Genomic DNA, 24,909 nt, shown 5'->3' on the forward strand with positions numbered 1-24,909 from the left:
GCAATATGTCGATCTGGCCACTGGTCGTCGAACTCTCGCGGGCGCAGGGTGACGGTATGACGTCGACGCTGCCCACACTGCCGGACTCCGAACTCGCGGTCGCTGCACACCGATTCGTGGCATCGGTATCGCCGACCGTCGTGACGAACCACGCCGTGCGCAGCTACCTGTTCGCCCGCGCGGGCGCCGCCGCCAAGGGGCTGCATGCCGATGTCGACTACGACGACGAGCTGGTCTACCTGAGCTGCGTGCTGCACGATCTCGGACTCACCGACCACGCCAACGGCGAGCAGCGCTTCGAGGTGGACGGCGCGGACGCCGCCGCGCATTTCCTGCGTGAGCAGGGTGTCGACGAGCAACGCATCACCACGGTGTGGCAGGCCATCGCCTTGCACACCAGCGTGGGGATCGCGCACCGGTTCGGACCGGTCGCTGCTGTCGCGCACCTCGGCATCTCCACCGACGTCGTGGGCGTGGGCCGCGAGCTGCTCGATCCGGCGTTCGTCGACCAGGTTCACACGCAATGGCCGCGGCTGAAGCTGGGCGTCGCACTCGCCGATGTCATCGCAGCACACGTCGAGCAGAACCCGCAGAAGGGTCCACCGCTGACCTTCCCCCGGCTGCTGCACACCATGGTGACGGGCGGGCCCGCAGCGACCTTCTTCGATCTGGTCGACGATGCCGGTTGGGGCGACAGGGCGTCGTGACGCCAACGAGAGTGGTGCACGTGCCGGTCACCGGCAGGGCGATCGTCAATGTGTTCCTGCTCGTGGGTCGTCGAACGGTGGTGGTCGACACCGGTGTGCCGGGCAGCGGCCCGCGGATACTCGCGGCGATGGACACGTTCGGCGTCGACCGGGCCGACGTCACGGCGATCGTCGTGACCCACGGGCACATCGACCATTTCGGTTCGGCGGTCGCACTACGGGACGCGCTGGGGGTGCCGATCCTCGCCCATGGTGCAGACGCCAAGGCCTACGCCTCGGGCCGCAGCCTCGAAGGATCGTTGCGCCCGACAGGCCCGTTCGGCCGACTGTTCGGCGCGCTCCCGCCCGCCCATGCCCGCACGGAGGGGTTCTCGCCCGACGTTGTCGTCGACACCGAGATCTCCCTCGAGGACTACGGCGTCGACGCCCGCATCCTGCTGACTCCCGGCCACACGCCAGGGTCGATATCGGTCCTCACCGGCAGCGGAGAGCTCATCGCGGCCGACCTGATAGCCGGGTCGTTCCTCGGTGCCATCCGCCGCAAACCCGCCGATCCGCCGTTCCACCAGGATCGCCGACTCAACCTCGCGAGCCTCGATGCTGTTCTGCGGCACGACCTTTCGGTGATCCACGTCGGCCACGGCGGGCCGCTGCGGCCCTCAGCGGTGCGGCGGTGGGCGCAGCGCCAGCACCGGCGTATCGGCTAGCCGGCAGGCGCGGGAGCCGGAGCCGGCGGCGGCACCTCGGCAGGTGCGCCCGGCGGTAGCTGCTGGGGCGGGGCCAGAACGAACGGCACGGTCGCCGAACGCAGGTTGCCCAGCTGGACGACGAGGTTGTAGGTGCCCGGCCCGATCGGCTGGCGGGGCAGCGGGCAGTTCGGCGCCGAACCCATCCCGGTCCACGTCACCTCCGTGGTCACCTGCTCACCCGGCTGGAACGTCTTGATCAGCGTCTCGGCCGACGGCGCGCAATCCAGGTTCGACCAGAGCCGCTGGTTGTCCAGCGAGTAGACGTACGCGGCCAACACCGCCGCACCGACATCGCGCTGGCAGGCGACCAGCCCGATGTTGGTCACCACCATCGTGAACTTCGGCTGATCGCCGACGACGTACTGCGGCTGGTTGGTGATGCCCTTGACCGCGAGCGTGGAGTCCGGGCAGTCGTCGCCCTCTTTGAGGATCGGCGGCGGCACCACGGCAGCCGTGGGGGTCGCGGTCGGGGGCGGCGCCTGCTGAGCAGGCGGCTGAATGGGCGTCTTGACCTGCGGATTGTCACCGGGTAGCGGCGTCGGCGGCGCGGCAGCCTGCGAGGCCTGGTTCTCGTTCGCGGTGGGCTGCTCGGTGCTGGTGCTGTTCATCACGACGACCGCGACGACAGCCGCGATGATCCCGATGACGAGCACGGACACGCCGAGCGCCAACATCCGGCGTCGCCAGTAGATCTGTTGGGGCAGCGGCCCATGCGGTTCCAAATCCAGCACCACATCACGGTAAGGCCAGCTCAGGTGACTTTGTTCGACGCCACCCGGCGTGTTGCCTTTCAGTTTTCGCCGATGTCGCCTATGTGGTCGCGCAGCACGACCTGGCCGTCGGCCAGATGGTAGGTCAAGCCGACGATCGCAAGCCGGCCCTCGGCGACCGCGTCGGAGATGATGGTCGAGCGGCTGCGCAGCTGCCTGCCCGTCTCCGTGACGTGGCGGGCCTCGAACTCGTCGACCCGGGTCAGGCCCTCGCGGCGGCCCACGAGGATCGAGGGCGTGACCCGCTCGACGACGTCGCGGATGTAGCCGCCGGGCAGCGAACCGTCGTCCAGCGCCTTCAGCGTCGCCCCCACCGCGCCGCAGCTGTCGTGTCCGAGCACGACGATCAGCGGCACGTTGAGCACCGCGACCGCGTACTCGATCGAGCCGAGCACAGCGCTGTCGATGACGTGGCCGGCTGTACGCACCACGAACATGTCGCCGAGACCCTGATCGAAGATGATCTCCGCGGCCACCCGGCTGTCTGCGCACCCGAACACGACCGCGGTCGGCTTCTGTGCGGCGGCCAGGCTGGCGCGGTGCTCGATGCTCTGGCTCGGATGCTCCGGCTTCCCGGCGACGAAGCGCTCGTTACCCTCTCTGAGTGCTTTCCACGCGGTCAACGGGTTCGTGTTCGGCATGGCCGTCATTCTGCCCCAACCTGCACCGATGATCGACACGGGTGAGCTGCTCGACTGGTATGCCCTCGCGCAGCGCGATCTGCCGTGGCGACAACCGGGCGTCTCGGCGTGGCAGATCCTGGTCAGCGAGTTCATGCTGCAGCAGACGCCCGTCGCCCGGGTGGAGCCGATCTGGCGGGACTGGATCGCCCGCTGGCCGACGCCGTCGGCCACCGCGGCAGCAAGTGCGGCCGACGTGCTGCGCGCCTGGGGCAAGCTGGGCTACCCGCGGCGGGCCAAGCGGTTGCACGAATGCGCGACCGTGATCGCGACCGAGTACGACGACGTGGTTCCCGATGATGTCGACACCTTGCTCTCGCTCCCCGGAATCGGCACCTACACCGCGCGGGCGGTGGCCTGTTTCGCCTACCGGCAACGAGTGCCCGTGGTGGACACCAACGTTCGCCGCGTCGTCGCGCGGGCGGTGCACGGGCGTGACGACGCCGCGGCGGCATCGGTGCGCGACCTCGACGACGTGGCGGCGCTGCTGCCGGACGACGAGCGGGCGCCGACGTTCTCGGTGGCGCTGATGGAACTGGGGGCGATCGTGTGCACGGCGCGCTCCCCGAAGTGCGGTGTCTGCCCGCTGTCGCACTGCACGTGGCGTTCGCTCGGCTTTCCCGCCGGCACCGGTCCGGCGCGCAAGGTGCAGAAGTTCGCAGGCACCGACCGTCAGGTGCGGGGCAAGCTGCTGGATGTGTTGCGCGGCAGCGACACACCGGTCACTCGCGCGCAACTCGACGTGGCGTGGCTGACGGACACCGCTCAGCGGGACCGCTGCCTGGATTCGCTGCTGGTCGACGGGTTGGTGGAGCAGACCGAGGACGGCAGTTTCGCCCTCCCCGGCGAGGGTGCGCGCTAGCCGGCGAAGCCGGCAATCAGGCAGTGGCGGCTACCTCGGATTCTGCTGCGGCAGAAGCGAATCGTCGTCGATAGTCCGACGGGGTGACGCCGATGACGCGCCGGAAGTGGTGGCGCAGCAGCGTGGCGTTGCCGAACCCGGACTGCTCGGCGATGTTGTCGATGTCCAGAGTGGTTTCCTCGAGCAGCCGGCGGGCGAACAGCACACGCTGGTCGGTCACCCATTGCATCGGGGTGCGGCCGGTCTCGTCGACGAAGCGGCGCGCGAACGTGCGGCCCGACATGTGGGCCCGGCGAGCCAGCGACGTCACGGTGTGCGGCTTATCGAGGTTGGCGAGAATCCAATCCAGGTGCGGGGCAAAGCGTTCGGAGCATCGCACCGGAATCGGCTGATCGATGTACTGCCGCTGGCCGCCGTCGCGCTGCGGTGGCACCACCATTCGGCGGGCGATCTTGTTGGTGATCTCGCTGCCCATCTCGCGACGCACCAGGTGCAGGCACGCATCGATACCCGCCGCGGTGCCCGCACTGGTGATCAGGTTCCCGTCGTCGACGAAGAGCACGTTGCGGTCCACCTCAGCGGTCGGATACATGCGCGCGAGCTCGTCCGCGTGCATCCAGTGTGTGGTGCAGGGCCGCCCGTCGAGCAGACCGGCCGCGCCGGCGACGAACGCCCCCGAGCACACGGTCAGGATGATGGACCCCGACTCTGCGGCCCGGCGGATCGCGTCGAGAGCCTCGGGCAGGTAGTCACCGCCACCGATCGCGGGAACAGCCACGAGGTCGGCGCCGATGAGGTCGTCGAGGCCGTGGTCGGGAATGATCGTCGCGCCGACCGACGTGCGCAGCGGCTTGCCGGGTTCGGGTCCGCAGACCTTGAAGTCGAAGTTCGGTACACCGTCGGCGGAGCGGTCGATGCCGAACACCTCGCAGATCACGCCGAACTCGAACACCGCCAGCCCGTCGAGGACCAGCGCCGACACCGTCCGTATCGTCATGGCAGCATCTTAATGGCAGATGTCACTTCTGCCACTGGTGGCATGATCTTTCGTAGGCGGAGCATTACTGCCATGAGTATCGCACTGACCTTCCTGATCCTGGCCGCACCGTTCGCCCTCGCTGCGGGTCTCACCTGGGCAGCCCACCGCACCGGCGTGCTGCGCCTGCACCGCGAGCAATTCCGCATCGCCGCACCGCTGGCGGGGCGGCTGTTCACCGACGACCGTGACCTCACCCGCGTGACGCACGACGTCGACGCCATCCGGACCCGCTTCGAACGGAACCCGAGCTGGCCCAGCTCAACCGCCACCGGTGAACGTCGATAGAAACGTCTCGACGGCGCCCCGATATTTCATCGGGGCGTCGTCGTGGACCAGGTGACCGGCACCGGGCACCGTGACGTACGTCGTCTGCCTGCCCGTGCGCGCCATCTCCGCCATCTGCCCCGGCGGCGTCACCGAGTCCCCCGCCTCGATCAGCAGGGTCGGCACGTCGACGGCCAGCCACTGCGTCCAGTAGTCCCGCCTCCCCCACTCGGCCGCGATCTCGATCCAGCGGGCCGGCTCTCCGTGCAACCGCCATCCCGTGGCGGTGCGATCGAACGCCTCCAGGAAATAGCGCCCCGCGACCGGCCCGAACGCGGCGACCACCTGCGCCTCCGATTCGAACTCCGCCGGAAGTGCGTAGAGCCACGGCTCCCACGCACCGGTGGTGCGGCCGCGGAAGTCCGGCGCCATGTCCTCGACCACCACCGCGTCGACCAGCTCTGGACGCCGGGCTGCCACACACCACGCGTGCAGACCGCCCATCGAATGTCCTATCAACACCGCCGGTTCGCCCAGCGCCGACACCGCGGCGGCGAGGTCATCGACGAAACGCTCGGTCGAGATCGGGTGGGCGTCGGGCACCTCACGCCCCCGGTGCCACGGAGCGTCATAGGTGAAAACCCGACCGTGCTCGGCGAGCCAGGGCAGCTGCCGCGACCACGTCGTGCCCCGCCCCATCAGCCCGTGTACCAGCACCAGCGGGCGCCCCGCACCACCGTGGGCCGTGAGCAGCTCCATGCGGTCATCATGCCCTCGAGCGCGCGGTAGCCTGAACGCCATGTCCGAGCAGAACGTGAACACCACACCGGTGGTCAAGATCAACGCGATCGAGGTCCCGCCCGGTGCCGGACCAGAGCTGGAGAAGCGGTTCGCCCACCGCGCCCACGCCGTCGACAACCAGGCCGGCTTCCTCGGGTTTCAGCTGCTGCGCCCCGTCAAGGGCGACGACCGGTACTTCGTCGTCACCCAGTGGGAGTCCGAAGAGGCGTTCCAGGCCTGGGCCACCGGACCGGCCATCGAGGCGCACGCCGGGGAACGCGCCAATCCGGTGGCCAAGGGCGCGTCACTGCTGGAGTTCGAGGTTGTGCTCGACGTTGCAGGAACCCGCACGCAGGCGTAGGAGCGCCGGGGCGCGACGTAGAGCGCTCACCTGCGCGACCGCACTGATCGCGGTCGCAGCGCTGGTGAACGGCTGCGCCGCCACCCGGCCCGCTCCTGCCGACGCCGCCTACGGCGTCCCGATCCAGATCAACACCCCGCAGGGCCTGCGCGCCAAGCAGACGATGGACATGCTCAACAGCGACTGGCCCATCGGGGAAACCGGCATCCGCACGCTGGCCGCCCCCCAGGTCGTCGAAGCCGTCGGCGTGACGATGGACCGGATGTGGTGGGACCGCCCCTTCACCGTCACCAAGATCGACGTCGGCGCAGGCAACGCGACGTTGCACATCCTCACCTCCTACGGGGTCGCGCAGACCATCGAACTACGCACCGACGACGCCGGCATGGTGGACCGCTTCTCCGTCGAACTCGTGCCGCCGCGGATCACGTCCTTCTCCGACGTCGACTCCGAGATCACCAAGACGGGCGCGAAGTACTCCTATCAGGTGTCCAAGGTGATCGACGGCCGCTGCGAGAAGGTCGCGGGGACAAACACCGAGATGTCGCTGCCGTTGGCGTCGATCTTCAAGCTCTACGTGCTCTATGCACTCTCCGATGCGGTCAAAGCGCACACAGTGTCGTGGACCGATCCGCTGACGATCACCGCAGAGGCCAAGGCCGTCGGCTCGTCCGGCTTCGACAAACTGCCTCCAGGCTCGACGGTGTCGGTGCGCGATGCGGCCCAGCAGATGATCTCGGCCAGCGACAACATGGCCACTGATCTGCTGATCGGCCGGCTGGGCCCGGGCGCGATCGAGCGAGCGCTGGTCGCCGCCGGCCACCATGACCCGTCGAGCATGACACCGTTCCCGACGATGCACGAGATGTTCTCCGTGGGCTGGGGCGAGCCGAACCTGCGCGAGCAGTGGAAGCAGGCCACCCCGGCCGGGCGCGCACAGCTGCTGCGGCAGACCAATTCGCGGCCCTACGAACCGGATCCGCAGCGCACCCACATGCCGGCGTCGGACATCGGCGCCGAGTGGTACGCCAGCGCCGCTGACATCTGCCGCCTGCACGCCGCGCTGCAGCGCAACGCGACCGCCGAGGCCGCTCCGGTGCACGACATCCTCTCCGCGGTGCCGGGCATCGACCTGGACCGCACCGTGTGGCCCTACATCGCGGCGAAAGCGGGCAACCTGCCCGGCGACCTGACGTTCAGCTGGTTCGCCACCGACCGCACCGGCCAGAGCTGGGTGGTCAGCATGCAGACCAACTGGTCGCAGTACCGCAGCTCGACCGCGGCGTCCTGGCTGCTGTCGATCGCGCGGCAGATGTTCGGCCTGGTTCAACCCTGAGAGTCCGACCCCGACTCAGGGCTCAGGTCCGCAACGTCCAGGCGTGCCCGCGGAAGTGCAGCACCGTGGCGCTGGCCGGCGCGACGTCGATGCGCCAGAACGACTTCGGCGGCGCATCCAGGACCACCAGCATGGCCGCGCGAATGACGGCAGGATGCGTCGCGGCCACGACGCGGACGTGCTCGGAGGTCAGCGACTCCATCCACGTCCGTACCCGGGCGATCAGATCCATGATGCGCTCGCCGCCGTGCGGAGCCTGGGTGGGATCGGTCAGCCAGATCGCCAGTTCGGCGGGCTGGACCCGGCCCAGCACCTCACCGCGCCACCGCCCGCAATCCAGGTCGGCCAGCTTCGGCTCGACGTCGGCTCGCACACCGAGCAGGTCGGCGGTCTGGATGGCGCGCGCCTCCGGGCCGCAGTGGACCCGATCGGCGGTCTTGACGCCGTCGCGCGCACCGGCCACCTGCTTGCGGCCGAGCGCGTTGAGCGGTTCGTCGGTCGGAAATCGTCCGGCTGCCATCGCGTCGGTCATACCGTGCGACACGAGGGTCAGCCGGACGACCTCACTCACGATGCGGTGACGACCTGCTTCCGTTCGAACAACCGGGCCGTCAACGCGCCGAACACCAGCCCCAGCGCCGTGTAGACCACGACCTGGGTGCCCAGCGAATACAACCGGAAGTCGTAGAGCACGTCGGCCGGGAAGCCGTCGTAGAGGATGGTTCCGTCGTCTCCCATCAGCGGACCAGGCGTCTCGTCGATGGTCGGCAGCACCAGCATGACCACCGCGATCGCCACCACGTACGCGCCGGCCGCAGCCAGCGTGGCGTTCCAGGTCCCCAGCCTGCCCACGAGCCGCCGACCCAGCACCACCGCACCGATCAGCAGCGCCGCCGAGGCCGCCACCATCAGCAGGTAGAGCAGGGTGCGCTGGGTGATCGTCTCGTCCAGGCTCAACGCAGGAGGGCTGGCGGGGTACTTCAGGAACGGCACCACGTAGAGGCACAGCAGCATGCCGCCGGCGATCGCCAGCGACAGCAGCCGGGCGGAGATATCGCCCACCCGGCCGTAGGCCACCGCGAACACGATGGCGAACAACGCGCCGACCGCGACAGTGAACAGCAGCACGCCCAGGCCCATCCCGATGTTCATCTGGATGGCGCGGCTGAACCCGCCGCCGGCCTCACCGTGACTGTGGCCGCCGTGAGCCATGGCTTCGTGGGCCTCGCCCACCCCCTCCTCGTAGGCGATCGCCTTCTGGATCTGGGGTTCGACGAACACACGCGCGAACAGGAATCCGAGCACACCTGCGATGGCGCCGGCCAGGAGGCCGCGCCCGATGATCTGGCGTTCCATCAGTGGCAGGGGAAGCCGAGGAGGTGGCGGGCGTCGTGCAGGAACTCGTGGATGTCGGTGTTGGCACCGAAGACAGACGTCGCACCCTGGTCGAGGCCGACGAAGTACAGCACGACGAGCGCCAGGAAGGCGGTCAGCGACAGCCACAGCGCGGCCTTGGTGGCCGAGAAGTCGATCGGCGTCGCCCGTGGGTGTGCGGCCCGTGTTCCAGGAGCTTCAGGAGTGGTCATGAGGGGTCCTTTCCGGGATGTCGCGTCCCAGTCGGCGGGTGCCGACGGCGTCGGGTCTGACTGTCACAGTGGCGCGACCGTTCTGGATTCTCACCAGATTCCGACATCCGTCGATTGACATACGGATCATAGTGCGCCCGGGTCCACCGCGGGCGCCGACCGCCACGCGAGTGTGAATCGCCATCCGCCCGGGACGGCGAGTCGCGAAGGACACCGCACACTCGCAGGGAGGCCAGGAACGACGAACGGGCGGCCACCCGCAGGTGACCGCCCGTTCGTGTGTCGCTTCTTCGGCGCGCTGCTTACTCGGCTGCGCCGGCCTGAGCCAGGTCCGCCTCGGCGGGCTCGGCGCGCTTCGGCCCACCTTGGAAGGTGAACACCGCGTCCTCGCCCGGACCCTCGCCGTCCCAGTTCTCGACGTCGACGGTGACGTGCTGGCCGGGTCCGACCTCTTCGAAGAGGATCTTCTCCGACAGCTGGTCCTCGATCTCGCGCTGGATGGTGCGCCGCAGCGGACGCGCTCCCAGCACCGGATCGAAGCCGCGCTTGGCCAGCAGCGCCTTGGCCCGATCGGTCAGGTCCATCGTCATGTCCTTGGCCCGCAACTGGTTGCCGACCCGGCCGATCATCAGGTCGACCATCTTGATGATCTCGTCCTGTGTCAGCTGGTGGAACACGATGATGTCGTCGATACGGTTCAGGAACTCCGGGCGGAAGTGCTTCTTCAGCTCGTCGTTGACCTTCTGCTTCATCCGCTCGTAGTTGTTCTCGCCACCACCCTGGGTGAAGCCGAGGCCCACCGCCTTGGAGATGTCGGACGTTCCGAGGTTCGACGTGAAGATCAGCACGGTGTTCTTGAAGTCGACCGTGCGGCCCTGACCGTCGGTGAGACGACCGTCCTCGAGGACCTGCAGGAGGCTGTTGTAGATCTCCTGGTGGGCCTTCTCGATCTCGTCGAACAGCACCACGGAGAACGGCTTGCGGCGCACCTTCTCGGTGAGCTGGCCGCCCTCCTCGTAGCCGACGTATCCCGGAGGAGCACCGAAGAGCCGCGACGCGGTGAAGCGGTCGTGGAACTCGCCCATGTCGATCTGGATGAGCGCATCGTCCTCGCCGAACAGGAAGTTGGCCAACGCCTTCGACAGCTCGGTCTTACCGACACCGGACGGGCCGGCGAAGATGAACGAGCCCGACGGACGCTTGGGGTCCTTCAGACCGGCACGGGTGCGGCGGATCGCCTTGGAGACAGCACGCACTGCATCCTCTTGGCCGATGATCCGCTTGTGCAGCTCGTCCTCCATGCGGAGCAGACGCGTGGTCTCCTCCTCGGTGAGTTTGAAGACCGGGATACCGGTCCAGTTGCCAAGCACCTCGGCGATCTGCTCGTCGTCGACCTCGGCCACCACGTCGAGATCGCCTGAGCGCCACTGCTTTTCACGCTCGGCGCGCTGGGCGACCAGCTGCTTCTCCTTGTCGCGCAGGTTCGCGGCCTTCTCGAAGTCCTGCGCGTCGATCGCGGACTCCTTCTCCCGGCGCGCGTCGGCGATCTTCTCGTCGAACTCGCGCAGGTCCGGCGGCGCGGTCATCCGGCGGATGCGCATCCGGGCGCCCGCCTCGTCGATCAGGTCGATCGCCTTGTCGGGCAGGAAGCGGTCGTTGATGTAGCGGTCGGCCAGCGTGGCGGCGGCCGCGATCGCACCGTCGGTGATCGAGACGCGGTGGTGCGCCTCGTAGCGGTCGCGCAGACCCTTGAGGATCTCGATGGTGTGCGCCACCGTCGGCTCGCCGACCTGGACCGGCTGGAACCGGCGCTCCAGAGCGGCGTCCTTCTCGATGTACTTGCGGTACTCGTCGAGAGTGGTCGCGCCGATGGTCTGCAGCTCGCCGCGGGCCAGCTTCGGCTTCAGGATGCTCGCCGCGTCGATCGCGCCCTCGGCGGCACCGGCACCGACGAGCGTGTGCAGCTCGTCGATGAACAGGATGATGTCGCCGCGGGTGTTGATCTCCTTGAGCACCTTCTTCAGGCGCTCCTCGAAGTCACCGCGGTAGCGGCTGCCCGCGACCAGCGAACCGAGGTCCAGGGTGTAGAGCTGCTTGTCCTTGAGGGTCTCGGGCACGTCGCCGTGCACGATCGCCTGGGCCAGCCCCTCGACGACGGCGGTCTTGCCGACGCCCGGTTCGCCGATGAGGACGGGGTTGTTCTTGGTGCGGCGGCTCAGCACCTGCATGACCCGCTCGATTTCCTTCTCGCGGCCGATGACGGGGTCGAGCTTGCCCTCCATCGCGGCGGCGGTCAGGTTACGGCCGAACTGGTCGAGCACCAGCGACGTCGACGGGTTGCCCGCCTCGCCGCTACGCCCACCGGTGCCGGCTTCGGCGGTTTCCTTGCCCTGGTAGCCGCTCAGCAGCTGGATGACCTGCTGGCGCACCCGGGTCAGTTCGGCGCCGAGCTTCACGAGCACCTGGGCGGCGACGCCCTCACCCTCGCGGATCAGACCGAGCAGGATGTGCTCGGTGCCGATGTAGTTGTGGCCGAGCTGCAGCGCCTCGCGCAGGCTCAGTTCCAGAACCTTCTTGGCACGCGGGGTGAAGGGGATGTGCCCGGACGGCGCCTGCTGGCCCTGACCGATGATCTCCTCGACCTGGCTGCGCACACCCTCGAGGGAGATGCCCAGCGACTCGAGTGACTTGGCGGCCACTCCCTCACCCTCGTGAATGAGTCCCAGCAGGATGTGCTCGGTGCCGATGTAGTTGTGGTTGAGCATCCGGGCTTCTTCCTGAGCCAGGACGACAACCCGACGTGCACGGTCGGTGAATCTTTCGAACATCCGTGGTTACCTGCTCTCCATCGCATAGATGGGTGCCGCACGCAAAAGACGTGCCCGCACCTGCCGTCCACTGTAATGGGCGGCGGCCTCAGGTGCCCCGCCTGTCTGCCCGTGAAGGAGTGGGTTCTCCGAGGGCTGAACGGAGCGTGACGGCCTGACGCTGTGTAGATGCAACGCCGCGACGGGCGGAATCGTTTCGAGGGAGCAGGGTCGGCGGCTTCGCCGATAGCGAACGAACCGGGCGGGATGGACCCCGGCAACGGCGTGCGCCGTTGCCGCCGGTCGCCTCCTAGGTGGCCTCGTGGAAGGCGTCGATGACGTCGGCGGGGATGCGACCGCGGGTGGAGACGTTGTGCCCGTTGCGGCGCGCCCACTCCCTGATCGCCGCGCTCTGCTCACGGTCGATGGCGGCGCGGCCCCGACCCGTACCGGCCGACCGGCCACGGCGACGGCCACCGACACGGCGGCCTGCCTCGGCCCACTTGTTCACATCATTGCGGAGTTTGGCGGCGTTCTTGGCCGACAAATCGATCTCGTAGCTCACTCCGTCGAGACCGAATTCCACGGTCTCGTCCGCAGCGCCTTCACCGTCGAAATCATCGACAAGAGTGACGGTGACCTTTTTCGCCATGGCTCAGTGCCCTTCTCTGCGCTGCCCCGCTGCTATTCGAACCCCGAACCCCGGCATCAATGTGCCATAAATGCGCTTTTCATTCAACAACGCGAGACACCGCGTGAATCGACGGCGTAGTAGACGGATCGACGAACTGGGCCGCCTAAGACCGGCGTCTAACTGTGCCGCCGAACAATCGGAAACAAAACCGTCTCCCGAATGGACAAGCCGGTCAGTGCCATCAGCAAGCGATCCACGCCCATTCCCGTTCCGGTGGTCGGAGGCATCCCGTACTCGAGGGCGGAAAGGAAATCATCGTCGAGGCTCATCGCCTCGTCATCGCCCGAGGCGGCCGCGCGGGCCTGCGATTCGAAACGTTCGCGTTGGATCACCGGGTCGATCAATTCCGAATATCCGGTGGCCAACTCGAAATTACGGACGTAGAGGTCCCACTTCTCGGTGACCCCCTCGATACTGCGGTGGGCGCGGGTCAGCGGCGTGGTCTCCACGGGGAAATCCCGGACGAAGGTTGGCGCCCACAATGTGTCGCCGACCACGTGCTCCCACAGTTCCTCCACCAATTTCCCGTGGCCGTAACCGCGATCGCGCGGAATTTCCACACCGAGCCGGTCCGCGATCTGCCACAATTGTTCGGCACTGGTCGCCGGCGTGATCTCCTCACCGAGCCCGTCGGACAATGAGGGATACATCTGAATCGTGTCCCATTCGCCGTCCAGGTCATAGGTGCTGCCGTCTGGCAATGGAACCTGCCGCGTCCCTATCGCCTCGTCGGCGACTTCTTGAATGAGCTCGCGCGTCATGACCGCGGAATCGTCATAAGTGCCGTATGCCTGATATGTCTCGAGCATCGCGAATTCGGGCGAATGCGTCGAATCCGCGCCTTCGTTTCGGAACACCCGATTCATCTCGAAGACTCTGTCGAATCCACCCACCACGCACCGTTTGAGAAAAAGTTCCGGCGCGATCCGCAGATACAGATCGGCGTCGAGCGCGTTGGAGTGCGTGACGAACGGCCGCGCCGCCGCGCCACCGGCCAGGGTCTGCAGTATCGGCGTCTCCACCTCCAGGAAGCCGCGCCGCTCCAGCGCCGATCGCACCGCGCGCACGACGGCGACGCGCTGCCGGGCGATGGTGCGGGCCTCCGGGCGCACGATCAGGTCCACGTAGCGCTGCCGGACCCGCGACTCCTCGCTCATCTCCTTGTGGGCCACGGGCAACGGGCGCAGTGACTTGGCGGCGATTTGCCACGAGTCGGCCAGCACAGAGAGCTCACCGCGGCGGGAACTGATCACCTCGCCGTGGACGAACACGATGTCCCCGAGGTCGACATCGGCCTTCCAGGCGTCCAGCGACTCCTGGCCCACCTGATTCAGGCTGACCATCGCCTGCAGCTGGGTCCCGTCTCCCTCCTGCAGCGTGGCGAAACACAGCTTGCCGGAGTTGCGGGCGAAGATGACGCGGCCCGACACCCCGACGACCTGACCGGTGGTCTCGTCGGCGGCCAGGTCGGGAAATGCCTGGCGCACCTCGGCCAGGGTGTGCGTGCGGGCCACCTCGACGGGATAGGGGTCCCGACCCTCGTCGAGCAGCTTCTGACGCTTCGCCTGACGGATCCGGAACTGCTCGGGGATGTCGTCCGAGATGTCCGTGGCGATGTCACGGTCGAGATCGGGGCTGCCGGATTCGTCGGTCACGACGTGCCAGCTTAAATGACCAGCCCACCGCCCCCGAATTCGCTCAGATGGGCTAGCGGGCGCCCTTGAGCTTGCCGCGCTGGCCGTCGCGGTTGCGCTCGAACACCAAGCGCAGCCCGTCGAGTGTCAGATGACGGTCGTAGTGCTGAACCGTCCGCAGGTCGGCGAGCACCAGCGGTGCACCGTGTCCCGTCGCCACCACCGCGACGTCGTCGCCGCCGAAACCGTCGACGTCCGAACGCACCCGGCTGACCAGGCCGTCGACCAGACCGGCGAACCCGAACACCGCGCCCGCCTGCATGCACTCGACGGTGTTCTTGCCGATCACCGACCGGGGCCGGGTCAGCTCCACCCGCCGCAGCGCCGCCGAGCGGGCGGCTGCTGCATCGGAAGACACCTGCACACCGGGCGCGATGGCACCACCCAGGAACTCGCCTCTGGCCGAGACCACGTCCACACAGATCGACGACCCGAAGTCGACGACGATCGCCGCGGTACCGTACTTCTGATATGCCGCAAGGCAATTGACGATGCGGTCGGCACCCACCTCTTTCGGGTTGTCGACCAGCAGCGGGATACCGGTGCGCACCCCCGGTTCGATCAGCACGTGGGGCACCGAGGGCCAGTACTGCTCGAGCATCACGCGGACCTCGTGCAGCACCGACGGCACGGTGGACAGGCCCGCCGCACCGGTCAGCCGTTCGGCGTCGTCACCGATCAGCCCGTCGATAGTGAGCGCCAGTTCGTCCGCGGTGACCTCCGACTCGGTGCGAATACGCCAGTGCGACACCACCTTCGCGTGATCGCCGGCTCCAGAGATCAGCCCGACGACGGTGTGAGTGTTGCGGACGTCGATGACGAGGAGCACTCAGTTTCTCCAGGGCAGCTCGTGGCTCGCACCGCTCGGGGTGCGAGGGTGACCGTCGATGCCGGCACTGGCGCCGACGTCGATCGCGATGTTGTCGAGCAGCCGGGTGGTTCCGAGCTTGACGGCCACCAGCATTCGAGCCGGCCCCTCGACGGGTGCGGGCCCGAGCATCGGGTCGCGCACCTCCAGATAGTCGACCATCAGCGCGGGCACCTCGTCGAGGACGGCGCGTGCGGCATCCAGTGCCGCGGGCACGCCGCCGGCCGCGGCGTACATACCGGCGAGCAGGGCAGCCGAGAGGGCACCGGCCTGCTCGCGCTGGACCGTATCGAGGTAGCGGTTGCGCGAGGACATCGCCAAGCCGTCGGCCTCGCGCACGATCGGCACGCCCTGGATCTGCACGCCGAGATCCAGGTCGGTGACCATCTGCCGGATCAGCGTCAGCTGCTGGTAGTCCTTCTCCCCGAAGTACGCCCGGTCGGGACGCACGATGTTGAACAGCTTGGCGACGACGGTCAGCACCCCGGCGAAATGGGTTGGCCGCGAGGCACCTTCGAGGTCGGCGCCGAGCGGTCCCGGTACCACGGTGGTGCGCTGACCCTCCGGATACATGTCCTGAGCGGTCGGGGTGTAGGCGATCTCCACGCCCTCGGCGCGCATTGCGTCGAGATCGGCGGCGAGGGTGCGCGGGTACGCGTCGAGGTCCTCACCGGCCCCGAACTGCAAGGGATTGACGAAGATCGACACCACCACCACCGCACCCGGCACCCGCTTGGCGGTGCGGATCAGCGTGAGGTGGCCCTCGTGCAGGGCGCCCATCGTCGGGACGAGCATGATGCGGCGCCCGGTGGCCCGCAACGCCCGAGTCACGTCGGACACCTCGTGCGGGCGGGCGTAGATGTTCAGCTCACTCGGTGAGAACGTCGGTTTTCGGGTGGTCACTCGGCCTCCGCCAGTACATCGAAGACGGCGCGGGGTGCGTCGGCACGCTGCGCCGTCCGGTGGGAATTCGATCGATACGCCTGCGCCAGAGCAGGATTGACCTCTTCGAGGGCGTCCAGGTGACCGGCCACCGCGTCGGCGTCCCCGCGGGCCACCGGCCCGGTCAGCGCACGCTGACCCGCCTGCAGCGCGTTGTCCACTGAGGCCCTGACGAGAGGACCCATGATCCGCTCGGCCAGCCCGCCGGGGTGCTCGGCCACGATGTCCTGGCCGAGCAGCTCCTGCCCGGCCAGAGCGGCCCGCAGCGCCTCCAGCGCATCGAGCACGACGGTGACGACGTGGTTGCTGCCGTGGGCCAGAGCCGCGTGATACAGCGTGCGCGCGTCTTCCCGCACCCGGAACGGCTCACCACCCACCTCGAGGACCAGCGACTGGGCGATCGCATAGCCGATCTCGTCAGCGGCGGTGATGCCGAAGCATGTGCCGCGCAACCGATCCACGTCCTCGTCGGTGCCGGCGAACGTCATGGCCGGATGGATCGCCATCGTGATGCACCCGCGCTCGGCCAGCGGCGCCAGAATGCCGATGCCGTTGGCCCCCGACGTGTGCGCGACGATCGTGTTGGATCGCACCGCGCCCGAGGCCGCGAGTCCTCTCACCACATCGGCGAGCGCGGCGTCGGGCACGGCGATCAGGAGCAGCTCGGCACGCGCTGCGACGTCGTCGACCGACAGCACCGGGGTGTCGGGCAGCCATCTGGCTGCCCGGGTGCGGGAGGCACGCGACACCGCGCTGCACCCGGCGACCACGTGCTCGGCCCGTTCCAGTGCCGCGCCCAGCGCGGCGCCCACCTTGCCTGCAGAGACGACTCCGACGGTCAGCCGGGCGGGGCGGAGTCCGTCATGGGGAGCACTCCCACCGATCGGGGGCTGCACCATCGCAACCATCGCGTTCGCCCTCGCTGAATTCTGACGTCGGTCCGGTCCCGCTCGGCGGGTACCGGTCGGGCACAGCCTAGCCCAGCGCGGCGGTCAGTCCTCGCGGCGGCGGCGCCGTCCTCCACCCGACGGGGTCGCCTGGAACCGAGCCAACAGTTCGGCGACCGACTGACCACCGGCGTGCGCGCCGCCGTTCTCGTCCTCGTCCTGGTCCTCGGGTACGTCGGAGACATCGGGGACATCAGAGACATCGGGGACATCGGGGACGGGCGGCTCCGGTTCCGATGACGACGAATGCCGGCCCCGGGGTGGTTCGGACGGCGCGTCGGTCGAATCCGGCGCGCGTCGACGCCCCACGTACCCGGATGCGGTGTCGGGCTGGGGCTCGGGGGCCGGCTCGGGCTCCGGTTGGGTCTCCGGCTGCGGCGGCTCAGCCTCAGGCTCAGGCTGCGGCGTAGGTGGCGGAGGGGACGACCAGTGCGAACCCGGTTGACCAGCGGGAATGAACCGTCCTTCGGCCGGCGCGGGCCGCCATGATCCCGACGACGCGGGGCCGTTCTGGTGCGCCGGTTGAGGCGGCGGTGGCGGCTGCCGCGGTGCGGCCTGCGGCGGCAGCCACGGGAACTGCGGGCCGGCCTGCTGAGGCGTTGTCGGGGGTGTCGGAGGCACCCAGGGCCCGGTCGGCTCCCCCGCGCGCCGGTGCGCACCACCGGCCTGTGCGGCCGGCTCGGGGACCCGCGGCCAGGGTTCGTCCGGGTGCGGTTCGGCGGGAACGTCGATGATCGGGCTCTCCTCCGTATCCGGGGAGTGCTCGTCGGTGTCGTCCATCCGCAGTGCTGCGCGGCGGGCGTCGGCGTCCTCGGTGTCGATGCGGCTGCTGCTGACCCGTCCGGCGGCGGGCAGTGAAGCCGCCTCGGCGCGGTCGTTCTCGATGGCCGGCCGATGGGACAGGTCGGTGTCGAACAGGTACTCGAGGTTCGCCCGCAAAGCGGCCAACTCGGCCCTCAGCGCGGCCACCTCGTCGGCCGACTGCGCCCGGAGTTCACCCGCCAGCTCGCGGCGCAGATGGCTCTCGACGGTCAGCTCGTACTCGCGGCGGGCCGAGATCTCCCGTTCCAGTTGCAGGTCGTACACCAGCTTGAGATCCCGCACCTTCGCTTGGTCGCTGTCGCTCTGTCTGCGGTAGATCACCGACACGAACGCGGCGACCACCGCAGCCCACAGAGCGAGGATCACAGCAAGCTTGAGCAACTCCACGCGATCGGTGAAAACCAAGGCAGAACTGGCGGCAATGGCAAGCACCAGCAACGCCGTCATCAAGATCCAACCGGGCCGCCGACCGCCCCGACGCATGCGGGCGCCGCGGGTCGGTTCGGTCATGGGGCGACTGTACCCGCCACAGGTCGCCACGCGTGTCGACCCTTGCGGCGATTCGGTCACGAAGCCGCGGGCAGCCTCAGCCGGGTGCCGGATCCGCGTCGGGCGGAGTGTCTTCGGGTGATCGGCAGCAATGCTGTAGCCACAGTGCCGCCGCGACGAGCGCCAACGCGCACAGGCCCGCGACGACTGCTCCCGGGCTGTCGGCGGCGGCCACCCGCAGGGCGTCCCGGCGTGGCAGCACGTAGGCCGAGACCGCCACCCACCACCCCAGCACGACCGCGCCCATCCACGCCGCCGCCTTGGCGATCACCACCGAACGGGCCACCGCCAGCGGGTGCAGCCGGCTGCGCCCGACACCGATCTCACCATCGCGGATGCGGGCCCGGACGTAGAAGCCCCAGCCCGCGAGCGCGACCGCGACACCGAGCAGCGACACACCCGTCCACACCGTGATCGGCGGGAAGTACCGGTAGGTGGCGCGAACCAGCAGATAACCCAGCACCGCGGCCGCGACGGCCCCGGCGACGAGATCGCGTGTGCGAGTCGGTCCCATCAGCGGGGTGTCTGCACCGTCAGGGCATGCTCCGTACGGTGCACACCGGCGCGTTCGGCCGGATCGAGGGCGGCCAGTAGCTCCGCGACGGGGGTGGGCCGGCCCTCCACCGTCACCGTGGCTGCGGGGACGGCGGCGAGCCAGGGGACGAGGACGAACGCCCGGACGTGTGCGTAGCGGTGCGGCAGCGTCAGCACGTCGTCGTCGACGGTGATCTCGCGGTCGCCGTCGCGGACCTCCACCAGATCGACATCGAGTGTCCTTGGCCCCCAATGCTGTTCACGTACACGCTGGGCGGCGGCCTCCAACTCGTGCGCGCGGTGGAGCCAGTCGTGGGGACCCATCGACGCGTCGTCGGCCAGCACCACGGCGTTGAGGAAGGCACCCTGCTCGACGCCACCCCACGCCGCCGTCTCGTAGACCGGCGACACCGCGGTGACCGAGTCGCCGAGTCCGTCGAGCACCGACTGCAGATGCGCCAACCGGTCACCGAGATTCGACCCGATCGACAGCACCACCGACGTCATCGCGGCTCCGCCGCGCGCCCGCCGCGGCGCGAACGGCGCGCGACCACCGCGACGTCGGCGAAGTCCAGCGGGATCGGCGCGGCCGGTTTGTGCACGACCACCTCGACGGCATGTACCCGCTCGTCGGACATGACGTCCTCGGCGATCTCCCCGGCCACCGTCTCGATCAGCTGCCGCGGCCGGCCGGCGACGATGGCAGCGGCCCGCTGAGCCAGCGATCCGTAGTCGAGTGTGTCGGCCAGGTCGTCGCTGGCCGCGGCGTCGGCCAGATCGATCCACACCGTGATGTCGACGACGAAGTCCTGCCCATCGCGACGCTCGTGGTCGAAGACCCCGTGATTGCCGCGAACCCGCAAGCCGCGCAACTCGATTCGATCAGCCATCCTGCCCCGCCGTCTTCCATGCAGACACCACCGCAAGCGCGTCCACCGACGCACGCACGTCGTGCACCCGCACACCCCACGCCCCATGCCACCCGGCCAGCGCCGAAATGGCCGCTGTCGCGGTCTCGCGGCCGCCCGGCGGCCGCGGCGTCCCGTCGTCATCGGCGAGCAAGGTGCCGAGGAAGCGTTTGCGCGACGCGCCGACGAGGATCGGGATTCCGGTGGCGACGAACTCCGGCAGCGCCGCCAGCAGCGCCCAGTTGTGCTGCGCCGTCTTCGCGAAACCGAGCCCCGGATCGAGGATCAGCCGATCGGGGTCCACGCCGGCAGCCACGGCGGCATCCACACCGGCCATCAACTCGTCGCGCACCTCGGCCACCACGTCGCCGTAGGCGGGCGGCTCGTGCGGTCGCTCACTGTCGACCGAGCGCCAATGCATCAGCACCCAGGGCACTTTCGCGTCGGCGACCACCCGCACCATGTCCGGATCCGCCCTGCCGCCCGACACGTCGTTGACGATGCGGGCCCCGGTCTCCAGGGCGGCGCTGGCCACGCCGGCGTGCATGGTGTCGACGCTGACGGTGATGCCGCGGGCGGCGAGCTCGGCGACGACGGGCAGGATGCGGGCGGTCTCCACTTCCGCGTCGACGCGCGTGGCGCCGGGCCGGGTGGACTCGCCACCGACGTCGATGATCGCCGCGCCCTGGGCCACCAGCTCGACACCGTGGGCGACCGCGCGGTCCCGATCCAGGAACAACCCGCCGTCGGAGAACGAGTCATCGGTGACGTTGACGACCCCCATCACGGCCACGCCGGCCGGTGCGGAGGGCGGAAGGTCGGAGGCGCTCACGAACGCAGGATCAGATCCAGAGCTTCAGCGCGGGAGGCCTTGTCGGTCTTGAACTGACCGCGCACCGCCGACGTCGTGGTGCGGGCGCCGGGCTTGCGGATGCCACGCATGGCCATGCACAGGTGCTCGGCCTCGATCACCACGATCGCTCCGCGAGGATCGAGCTTGCGCATCAGCGCGTCGGCGACCTGGCAGGTCAGTCGTTCCTGGACCTGGGGCCGCTTGGCGTACAGGTCGACCACGCGGGCCAGCTTGGACAGACCGGTCACCCGGCCGTCCTTACCCGGGATGTAGCCGACGTGCGCGACACCGTGGAAGGACACCAGGTGGTGCTCACACGTCGAGTACATCGGGATGTCCCTGACCAGCACGAGCTCGTCGTGCTGCTCGTCGAACGTCGTGTTGAGCACCTCGTCGGGATCGGTGTAGAGGCCCGCGAACATCTCCTTGTAGGCGCGGGCCACTCGCGCCGGGGTGTCGAGCAGGCCGTGCCGCTCCGGATCCTCACCGATGGCGAGCAGGAGCTCGCGCACGGCGGCCTCCGCGCGGGCCTGATCGAATTCCGGGGTGGTGAGCGTGGCCGATGCGTCCTGCGACCGCGTCATCGAGGTCTCCTCCGTTACCCGTTGCCCGGCGGGGTGCCGTGCCCGTTCTCGCCTCGGCCGCTGTCGTGACGGCCGTTCTCCTGACCGCTGTGGCCGTGCCCGCCGTGGTCCTGACCGCCGTTCTGGTCGGGCGGCGCAGGCTGCGGATACTGCTGCTGATACGGCGGATAGTACGGCGGCTGCGGGTGCGCCGGTGCGCCCTGATATCCCGACGGCGGATACCAGTAGCCGGGCTGCGGCTGCTGCGGCTGTTGCGGGCCGCCCTGCTGCTGCGGCGGGGGCGGCCAGCCGGGGGCATGCCACCCTGCCGGGGCGCCGTAGTCGGGCTGGGTCGGGCCGCCCTGACCGACACCGTGCGCACCGTTGGTCCCGTTGCCGCCGTTCCGGTGTGCGGCCTCGGCGGCAGCCTGGGACGCCTGCGCGATCGCAGTCTTGAACGCGGGCTCCGGCACCGGCTTGGGCCAGGGCTCACCGCGCTCGATGGCCAGCTCGCCGGGTGTCTTGATCGGCGGCTTGTCCGAGGGCACGCGGCCACCGAAGTCGTCGAACATCGTCAACCGCGGGCGCTTCTTCACGTCGCCGAAGATCTGCTCCAGCTCCTTGCGGTGCAGCGTCTCCTTCTCCAGGAGCTCGCCCGCCAGCACGTCGAGGACGTCGCGGTACTCGGTGAGGATCTCCCACGCCTCGGTGTGGGCCGCCTCGATGAGCTTGCGGATCTCGTCGTCGATGATCTGGGCGACCTCGTGGCTGTAGTCGGCCTGGTTGCCCATGGTGCGGCCCAGGAACGGGTCGCCGTGCTCGCTGCCGTAGCGCACCGCGCCCAGCTTGGAGCTCATGCCGTACTCGGTGACCATCGCGCGGGCTATCTTGGTGGCCTGGTCGATGTCCGACGACGCGCCGGTGGTGGGCTCGCGGAACACCAGCTCCTCGGCCGCGCGGCCGCCCATCGCGAAGACCAGGCGCGCGATCATCTCCGAGCGCGTCATCAGACCCTTGTCGTCTTCCGGCACGGCCATCGCGTGGCCGCCGGTGCGCCCGCGAGCGAGGATCGTCACCTTGTAGATGGGCTCGATGTCGGGCATCGCCCACGCCGCCAGCGTGTGCCCGCCCTCGTGGTAGGCGGTGATCTTCTTCTCGTGCTCGCTGATCAGGCGGCTCTTGCGGCGCGGCCCGCCGACCACACGGTCGACCGCCTCTTCGAGCGCGGGTCCGGTGATCACGGTGCCGTTCTCCCGGGCGGTCAGCAGCGCCGCCTCGTTGATGACGTTGGCCAGATCGGCACCCGACATGCCGACGGTCCGCTTGGCCAGCCCTTCGAGGTCGGCGTCGGGGGCGATCGGCTTGCCCTGCGAGTGCACCTTCAACACGGCGCGGCGGCCGGCCAGGTCGGGGCTGGAGACCGGGATCTGGCGGTCGAAGCGGCCCGGCCGCAGCAGCGCCGGATCGAGGATGTCGGGCCGGTTGGTCGCGGCGATCAGGATGACGCCCTGGCGGTCACCGAAGCCGTCCATCTCCACGAGAAGCTGATTGAGCGTCTGCTCACGCTCGTCGTGCCCACCGCCGAGTCCTGCACCGCGCTGGCGGCCGACCGCGTCGATCTCGTCGACGAAAATGATGCACGGGCTGTTCTGCTTGGCCTGCTCGAACAGGTCGCGCACGCGAGAGGCGCCGACACCGACGAACATCTCGACGAAGTCCGAGCCCGAGATCGTGAAGAACGGCACGCCCGCCTCGCCGGCGACGGCGCGCGCGAGCAGCGTCTTGCCGGTTCCGGGCGGGCCGTAGAGCAGCACACCCTTGGGAATCTTGGCGCCCAGCGCCTGGTAGCGGGTCGGGTTCTGCAGGAAGTCCTTGATCTCGTAGAGCTCTTCGACGGCCTCGTCGACGCCCGCGACGTCGGCGAACGTGGTCTTGGGCATGTCCTTGGACAGCTGTTTGGCGCGCGACTTGCCGAAGCCGAAGCCCATCCGCCCGCCGGTCTGCATCCGGGAGAAGAGCACGAACAGACCGACCAGCAACAGCAGCGGCAACATGTAGATCAGCAGTGAGCCCAGCACGCTGGACTGGTTGACCACGGTGTTGGTCTTGACGTTCTTGCCCTGCAGCGCCTCGAACAGACTCACGCCGTACCCGGTCGGGTACTTGGTGATGATCTTGGTGCTGTTCTCGGTGTCACCGTTGCCGTCTTTGAGCTCCAGCCGCAGCTGCTGCTCGCGGTCGTCGATCTGCGCGCTGGTCACGTTGCCGCTGGTGATCTGTGACATCGCCACCGAGGTGTCGACGGGCTTGAAGCCGCGCGTGTCGTCGCTGAAGTAGAAGAAAGACCACCCGAGCAGCAGGACCACGGCGATCACCGTGAGCGTGCGGATCACATTCTTACGATTCATGCGTTGGTCCGGTTCATCGATGTGTGTGCAGCCGGGAGACAGAACCCGGCCGAAATCCTTCCAATAACGCCAGCTGGAAACCTCAAGGCTACCGCTAGACCAACGTTCGGCAGCCCCGGGAGTTCCCGAGCGTTCCCCAGATCGCGAGAGTGCTCTCCCCGTCGTGATTACGCGGTTGGCACGACGCTGAGCGCACCTTCGCGCCAAGCTGGACGCCGTGCGCACACGAGGAGTCCACACCAACGGGGTGACGCTGCAGGTGACCGAGGCCGGTGACCCCGGCGCACCCGTCGTCGTCCTGCTGCACGGATTCCCCGAACTGGCCTACTCGTGGCGTCACCAGATCCGTGCGCTCGCCGATGCCGGCTTCCACGTCCTGGCGCCTGATCAGCGCGGCTACGGGGACTCCGACAAACCTGCCGCGGTCGAGGCCTACGCCGTCGACGCGCTGGTCGGCGACGTGGTGGGGCTGCTCGACGACGTCGGCTCCGAGCAGGCCGCAGTGGTGGGCCACGACTTCGGCGCCGTGGTGGCGTGGGCGGCGCCGCTGCTGGCGCCGGACCGATTCCGCGCCGTGGCCGGGGTGAGCCTGCCGCCTGTGCCGCGGCCCCGGGTCCCGACCACGCAGGCGTTCCGGAAGCTGTTCGGCGACCACTTCTTCTACATCCTCTACTTCCAGGAGCCCGGACCCGCCGACGTGGAGCTCGCCCGCGACCCCGCGACCACGATGCGCAAGCTGTTCGCGACGCCGTCCGCCGACGACGAGGCCAGCGCCCTGCGCATGCTCGAGCCCGGACCCGCCGGCTTCCTGGACCGCCTCCCCGAACCGGGCGGTCTGCCGGGCTGGCTCGACGACGCCGATTTCGACGTCTACGTTGCCGCGTTCACGCGCGGCGGATTCACCGCGCCGCTGAATTGGTACCGCTGTTTCGACCGCAATTGGGAGCTCACCGCGGACCCGCCGGCGGCGACGATCGCCGTGCCGGCGCTGTTCGTCGGAGGCAGCGCCGACGCCACCCTGAAGTACACCCCGCGGCACCGCGCCAGCGAACTGGTCAGTGGACCCTATCGGGAGGTGATGCTCGACGGGGCCGGGCATTGGCTGACCGAGGAGCGGCCGGAGCAGCTGAGCCAATTGTTGATCGAGTTCCTTGCGGTTTGAGGTGTGATTTCCGATAGTGACGGG

At 68.8% G+C, this 24,909-nt stretch carries 27 protein-coding genes; 7 read left to right on the forward strand and 20 right to left on the reverse strand.

The window, feature by feature from the left end; all coding sequences use genetic code 11:
• Positions 1-5 precede the first annotated feature (5 nt).
• Positions 6-707, forward strand: coding sequence for an HD domain-containing protein (locus ACZY1G_RS13620; protein WP_463822693.1), 702 nt, complete (start codon positions 6-8; stop codon positions 705-707).
• Positions 708-727: 20 nt separating this feature from the next.
• Complete coding sequence (locus tag ACZY1G_RS13625) at positions 728-1,414, forward strand: MBL fold metallo-hydrolase (protein WP_463822694.1); 687 nt, start codon at positions 728-730, stop codon at positions 1,412-1,414.
• On the opposite strand, the gene ACZY1G_RS13630 is transcribed toward ACZY1G_RS13625, so the two are convergent.
• Together ACZY1G_RS13630 and ACZY1G_RS13635 are read right to left on the reverse strand one after the other, a co-directional pair.
• A complete protein-coding gene (locus ACZY1G_RS13630; RefSeq protein ID WP_463822695.1) occupies positions 1,411-2,187 on the reverse strand; it encodes a hypothetical protein in 777 nt (258 codons plus the stop codon). The two genes, ACZY1G_RS13625 and ACZY1G_RS13630, sit on opposite strands and share 4 nt — an antisense overlap.
• Positions 2,188-2,246: 59 nt before the next feature.
• Positions 2,247-2,867, reverse strand: a complete 621-nt coding sequence (locus tag ACZY1G_RS13635) for a carbonic anhydrase (RefSeq protein ID WP_463812400.1) — start codon at positions 2,865-2,867, stop codon at positions 2,247-2,249.
• Here ACZY1G_RS13635 and ACZY1G_RS13640 point away from each other — a divergent pair.
• On the forward strand, positions 2,866-3,768 hold the full coding sequence (locus tag ACZY1G_RS13640; RefSeq protein WP_463822696.1) for an HhH-GPD family protein: 903 nt from the start codon (positions 2,866-2,868) through the stop codon (positions 3,766-3,768). The two genes, ACZY1G_RS13635 and ACZY1G_RS13640, sit on opposite strands and share 2 nt — an antisense overlap.
• Before the next feature lie 16 nt (positions 3,769-3,784).
• Here the strand turns inward: ACZY1G_RS13640 and ACZY1G_RS13645 are convergent, their stop codons facing one another.
• Positions 3,785-4,765 (reverse strand): helix-turn-helix domain-containing protein, encoded by a 981-nt coding sequence (locus tag ACZY1G_RS13645; protein WP_463822697.1) that lies wholly within the window; start codon positions 4,763-4,765, stop codon positions 3,785-3,787.
• Between the two features lie 72 nt (positions 4,766-4,837).
• On the opposite strand from ACZY1G_RS13645, the gene ACZY1G_RS13650 reads away from it, so the two are divergent.
• Positions 4,838-5,092 (forward strand): hypothetical protein, encoded by a 255-nt coding sequence (locus ACZY1G_RS13650; RefSeq protein WP_463812403.1) that lies wholly within the window; start codon positions 4,838-4,840, stop codon positions 5,090-5,092.
• Here the strand turns inward: ACZY1G_RS13650 and ACZY1G_RS13655 are convergent.
• Positions 5,066-5,830 carry an alpha/beta fold hydrolase gene (locus tag ACZY1G_RS13655; protein WP_463812404.1) on the reverse strand — a complete coding sequence of 255 codons (765 nt, stop codon included), beginning with the start codon at positions 5,828-5,830 and terminating at the stop codon, positions 5,066-5,068. The genes ACZY1G_RS13650 and ACZY1G_RS13655 overlap by 27 nt on opposite strands.
• A 40-nt stretch (positions 5,831-5,870) precedes the next feature.
• Between ACZY1G_RS13655 and mhuD the strand changes: the two genes are divergently transcribed.
• On the forward strand, positions 5,871-6,212 hold the full coding sequence (gene mhuD, locus ACZY1G_RS13660) for a mycobilin-forming heme oxygenase MhuD (RefSeq protein WP_463812405.1): 342 nt from the start codon (positions 5,871-5,873) through the stop codon (positions 6,210-6,212).
• Positions 6,187-7,548 (forward strand): serine hydrolase, encoded by a 1,362-nt coding sequence (locus ACZY1G_RS13665; protein WP_463822698.1) that lies wholly within the window; start codon positions 6,187-6,189, stop codon positions 7,546-7,548. Before mhuD ends, ACZY1G_RS13665 begins: the two co-directional genes overlap by 26 nt.
• Positions 7,549-7,570: 22 nt before the next feature.
• On the opposite strand, the gene ACZY1G_RS13670 is transcribed toward ACZY1G_RS13665, so the two are convergent.
• The 16 genes from ACZY1G_RS13670 to ftsH all read right to left on the reverse strand — a co-directional run bounded on the left by ACZY1G_RS13670 (position 7,571) and on the right by ftsH (position 23,723).
• The gene (locus ACZY1G_RS13670) at positions 7,571-8,119 is read right to left on the reverse strand and encodes a histidine phosphatase family protein (RefSeq protein ID WP_463822699.1); all 549 of its coding nucleotides are present in this window, start codon (positions 8,117-8,119) and stop codon (positions 7,571-7,573) included.
• The gene (locus ACZY1G_RS13675; RefSeq protein WP_463812408.1) at positions 8,116-8,904 is read right to left on the reverse strand and encodes a CbtA family protein; all 789 of its coding nucleotides are present in this window, start codon (positions 8,902-8,904) and stop codon (positions 8,116-8,118) included. The genes ACZY1G_RS13670 and ACZY1G_RS13675 overlap by 4 nt, the downstream gene beginning before the upstream one ends.
• A complete protein-coding gene (locus ACZY1G_RS13680; RefSeq protein WP_463812409.1) occupies positions 8,904-9,134 on the reverse strand; it encodes a CbtB domain-containing protein in 231 nt (76 codons plus the stop codon). Before ACZY1G_RS13680 ends, ACZY1G_RS13675 begins: the two co-directional genes overlap by 1 nt.
• Positions 9,135-9,436: 302 nt before the next feature.
• A complete protein-coding gene (gene clpC1, locus ACZY1G_RS13685; protein ID WP_463812410.1) occupies positions 9,437-11,962 on the reverse strand; it encodes an ATP-dependent protease ATP-binding subunit ClpC in 2,526 nt (841 codons plus the stop codon).
• Positions 11,963-12,251: 289 nt separating this feature from the next.
• A complete protein-coding gene (gene lsr2, locus ACZY1G_RS13690; protein ID WP_335331865.1) occupies positions 12,252-12,593 on the reverse strand; it encodes a histone-like nucleoid-structuring protein Lsr2 in 342 nt (113 codons plus the stop codon).
• 158 nt (positions 12,594-12,751) lie between these two features.
• Entirely contained in the window at positions 12,752-14,251 is a 1,500-nt protein-coding gene (lysS, locus tag ACZY1G_RS13695) for a lysine--tRNA ligase (RefSeq protein ID WP_463814738.1), read from the reverse strand.
• Positions 14,252-14,342: 91 nt separating this feature from the next.
• Complete coding sequence (locus ACZY1G_RS13700; RefSeq protein WP_463812411.1) at positions 14,343-15,158, reverse strand: type III pantothenate kinase; 816 nt, start codon at positions 15,156-15,158, stop codon at positions 14,343-14,345.
• A complete protein-coding gene (gene panC / locus ACZY1G_RS13705) occupies positions 15,159-16,100 on the reverse strand; it encodes a pantoate--beta-alanine ligase (RefSeq protein ID WP_463822700.1) in 942 nt (313 codons plus the stop codon).
• Positions 16,097-17,038: a Rossmann-like and DUF2520 domain-containing protein gene (locus tag ACZY1G_RS13710; protein WP_463812413.1), complete on the reverse strand. Its 942-nt coding sequence runs from the start codon at positions 17,036-17,038 to the stop codon at positions 16,097-16,099. Before ACZY1G_RS13710 ends, panC begins: the two co-directional genes overlap by 4 nt.
• Before the next feature lie 93 nt (positions 17,039-17,131).
• A complete protein-coding gene (locus tag ACZY1G_RS13715) occupies positions 17,132-18,418 on the reverse strand; it encodes a DUF6779 domain-containing protein (protein ID WP_463812414.1) in 1,287 nt (428 codons plus the stop codon).
• A gap of 76 nt (positions 18,419-18,494) precedes the next feature.
• The gene (locus tag ACZY1G_RS13720) at positions 18,495-18,971 is read right to left on the reverse strand and encodes a DUF3180 domain-containing protein (RefSeq protein ID WP_463812415.1); all 477 of its coding nucleotides are present in this window, start codon (positions 18,969-18,971) and stop codon (positions 18,495-18,497) included.
• A complete protein-coding gene (gene folK / locus ACZY1G_RS13725) occupies positions 18,971-19,498 on the reverse strand; it encodes a 2-amino-4-hydroxy-6-hydroxymethyldihydropteridine diphosphokinase (RefSeq protein WP_463812416.1) in 528 nt (175 codons plus the stop codon). Before folK ends, ACZY1G_RS13720 begins: the two co-directional genes overlap by 1 nt.
• A complete protein-coding gene (gene folB / locus ACZY1G_RS13730) occupies positions 19,495-19,881 on the reverse strand; it encodes a dihydroneopterin aldolase (protein WP_463822701.1) in 387 nt (128 codons plus the stop codon). Before folB ends, folK begins: the two co-directional genes overlap by 4 nt.
• The gene (folP, locus tag ACZY1G_RS13735) at positions 19,874-20,683 is read right to left on the reverse strand and encodes a dihydropteroate synthase (RefSeq protein ID WP_463814739.1); all 810 of its coding nucleotides are present in this window, start codon (positions 20,681-20,683) and stop codon (positions 19,874-19,876) included. Before folP ends, folB begins: the two co-directional genes overlap by 8 nt.
• 44 nt (positions 20,684-20,727) lie before the next feature.
• Positions 20,728-21,336, reverse strand: coding sequence for a GTP cyclohydrolase I FolE (folE, locus tag ACZY1G_RS13740; protein WP_463812417.1), 609 nt, complete (start codon positions 21,334-21,336; stop codon positions 20,728-20,730).
• A 14-nt stretch (positions 21,337-21,350) separates the two neighbouring features.
• Entirely contained in the window at positions 21,351-23,723 is a 2,373-nt protein-coding gene (gene ftsH, locus ACZY1G_RS13745) for an ATP-dependent zinc metalloprotease FtsH (RefSeq protein WP_463822702.1), read from the reverse strand.
• Between the two features lie 208 nt (positions 23,724-23,931).
• Here ftsH and ACZY1G_RS13750 point away from each other — a divergent pair, with 208 nt between their 5' ends.
• A complete protein-coding gene (locus tag ACZY1G_RS13750) occupies positions 23,932-24,885 on the forward strand; it encodes an alpha/beta fold hydrolase (RefSeq protein ID WP_463814740.1) in 954 nt (317 codons plus the stop codon).
• Positions 24,886-24,909: the final 24 nt, after the last annotated feature.

This window comes from Mycobacterium sp. IDUB_5 (assembly GCF_055419565.1).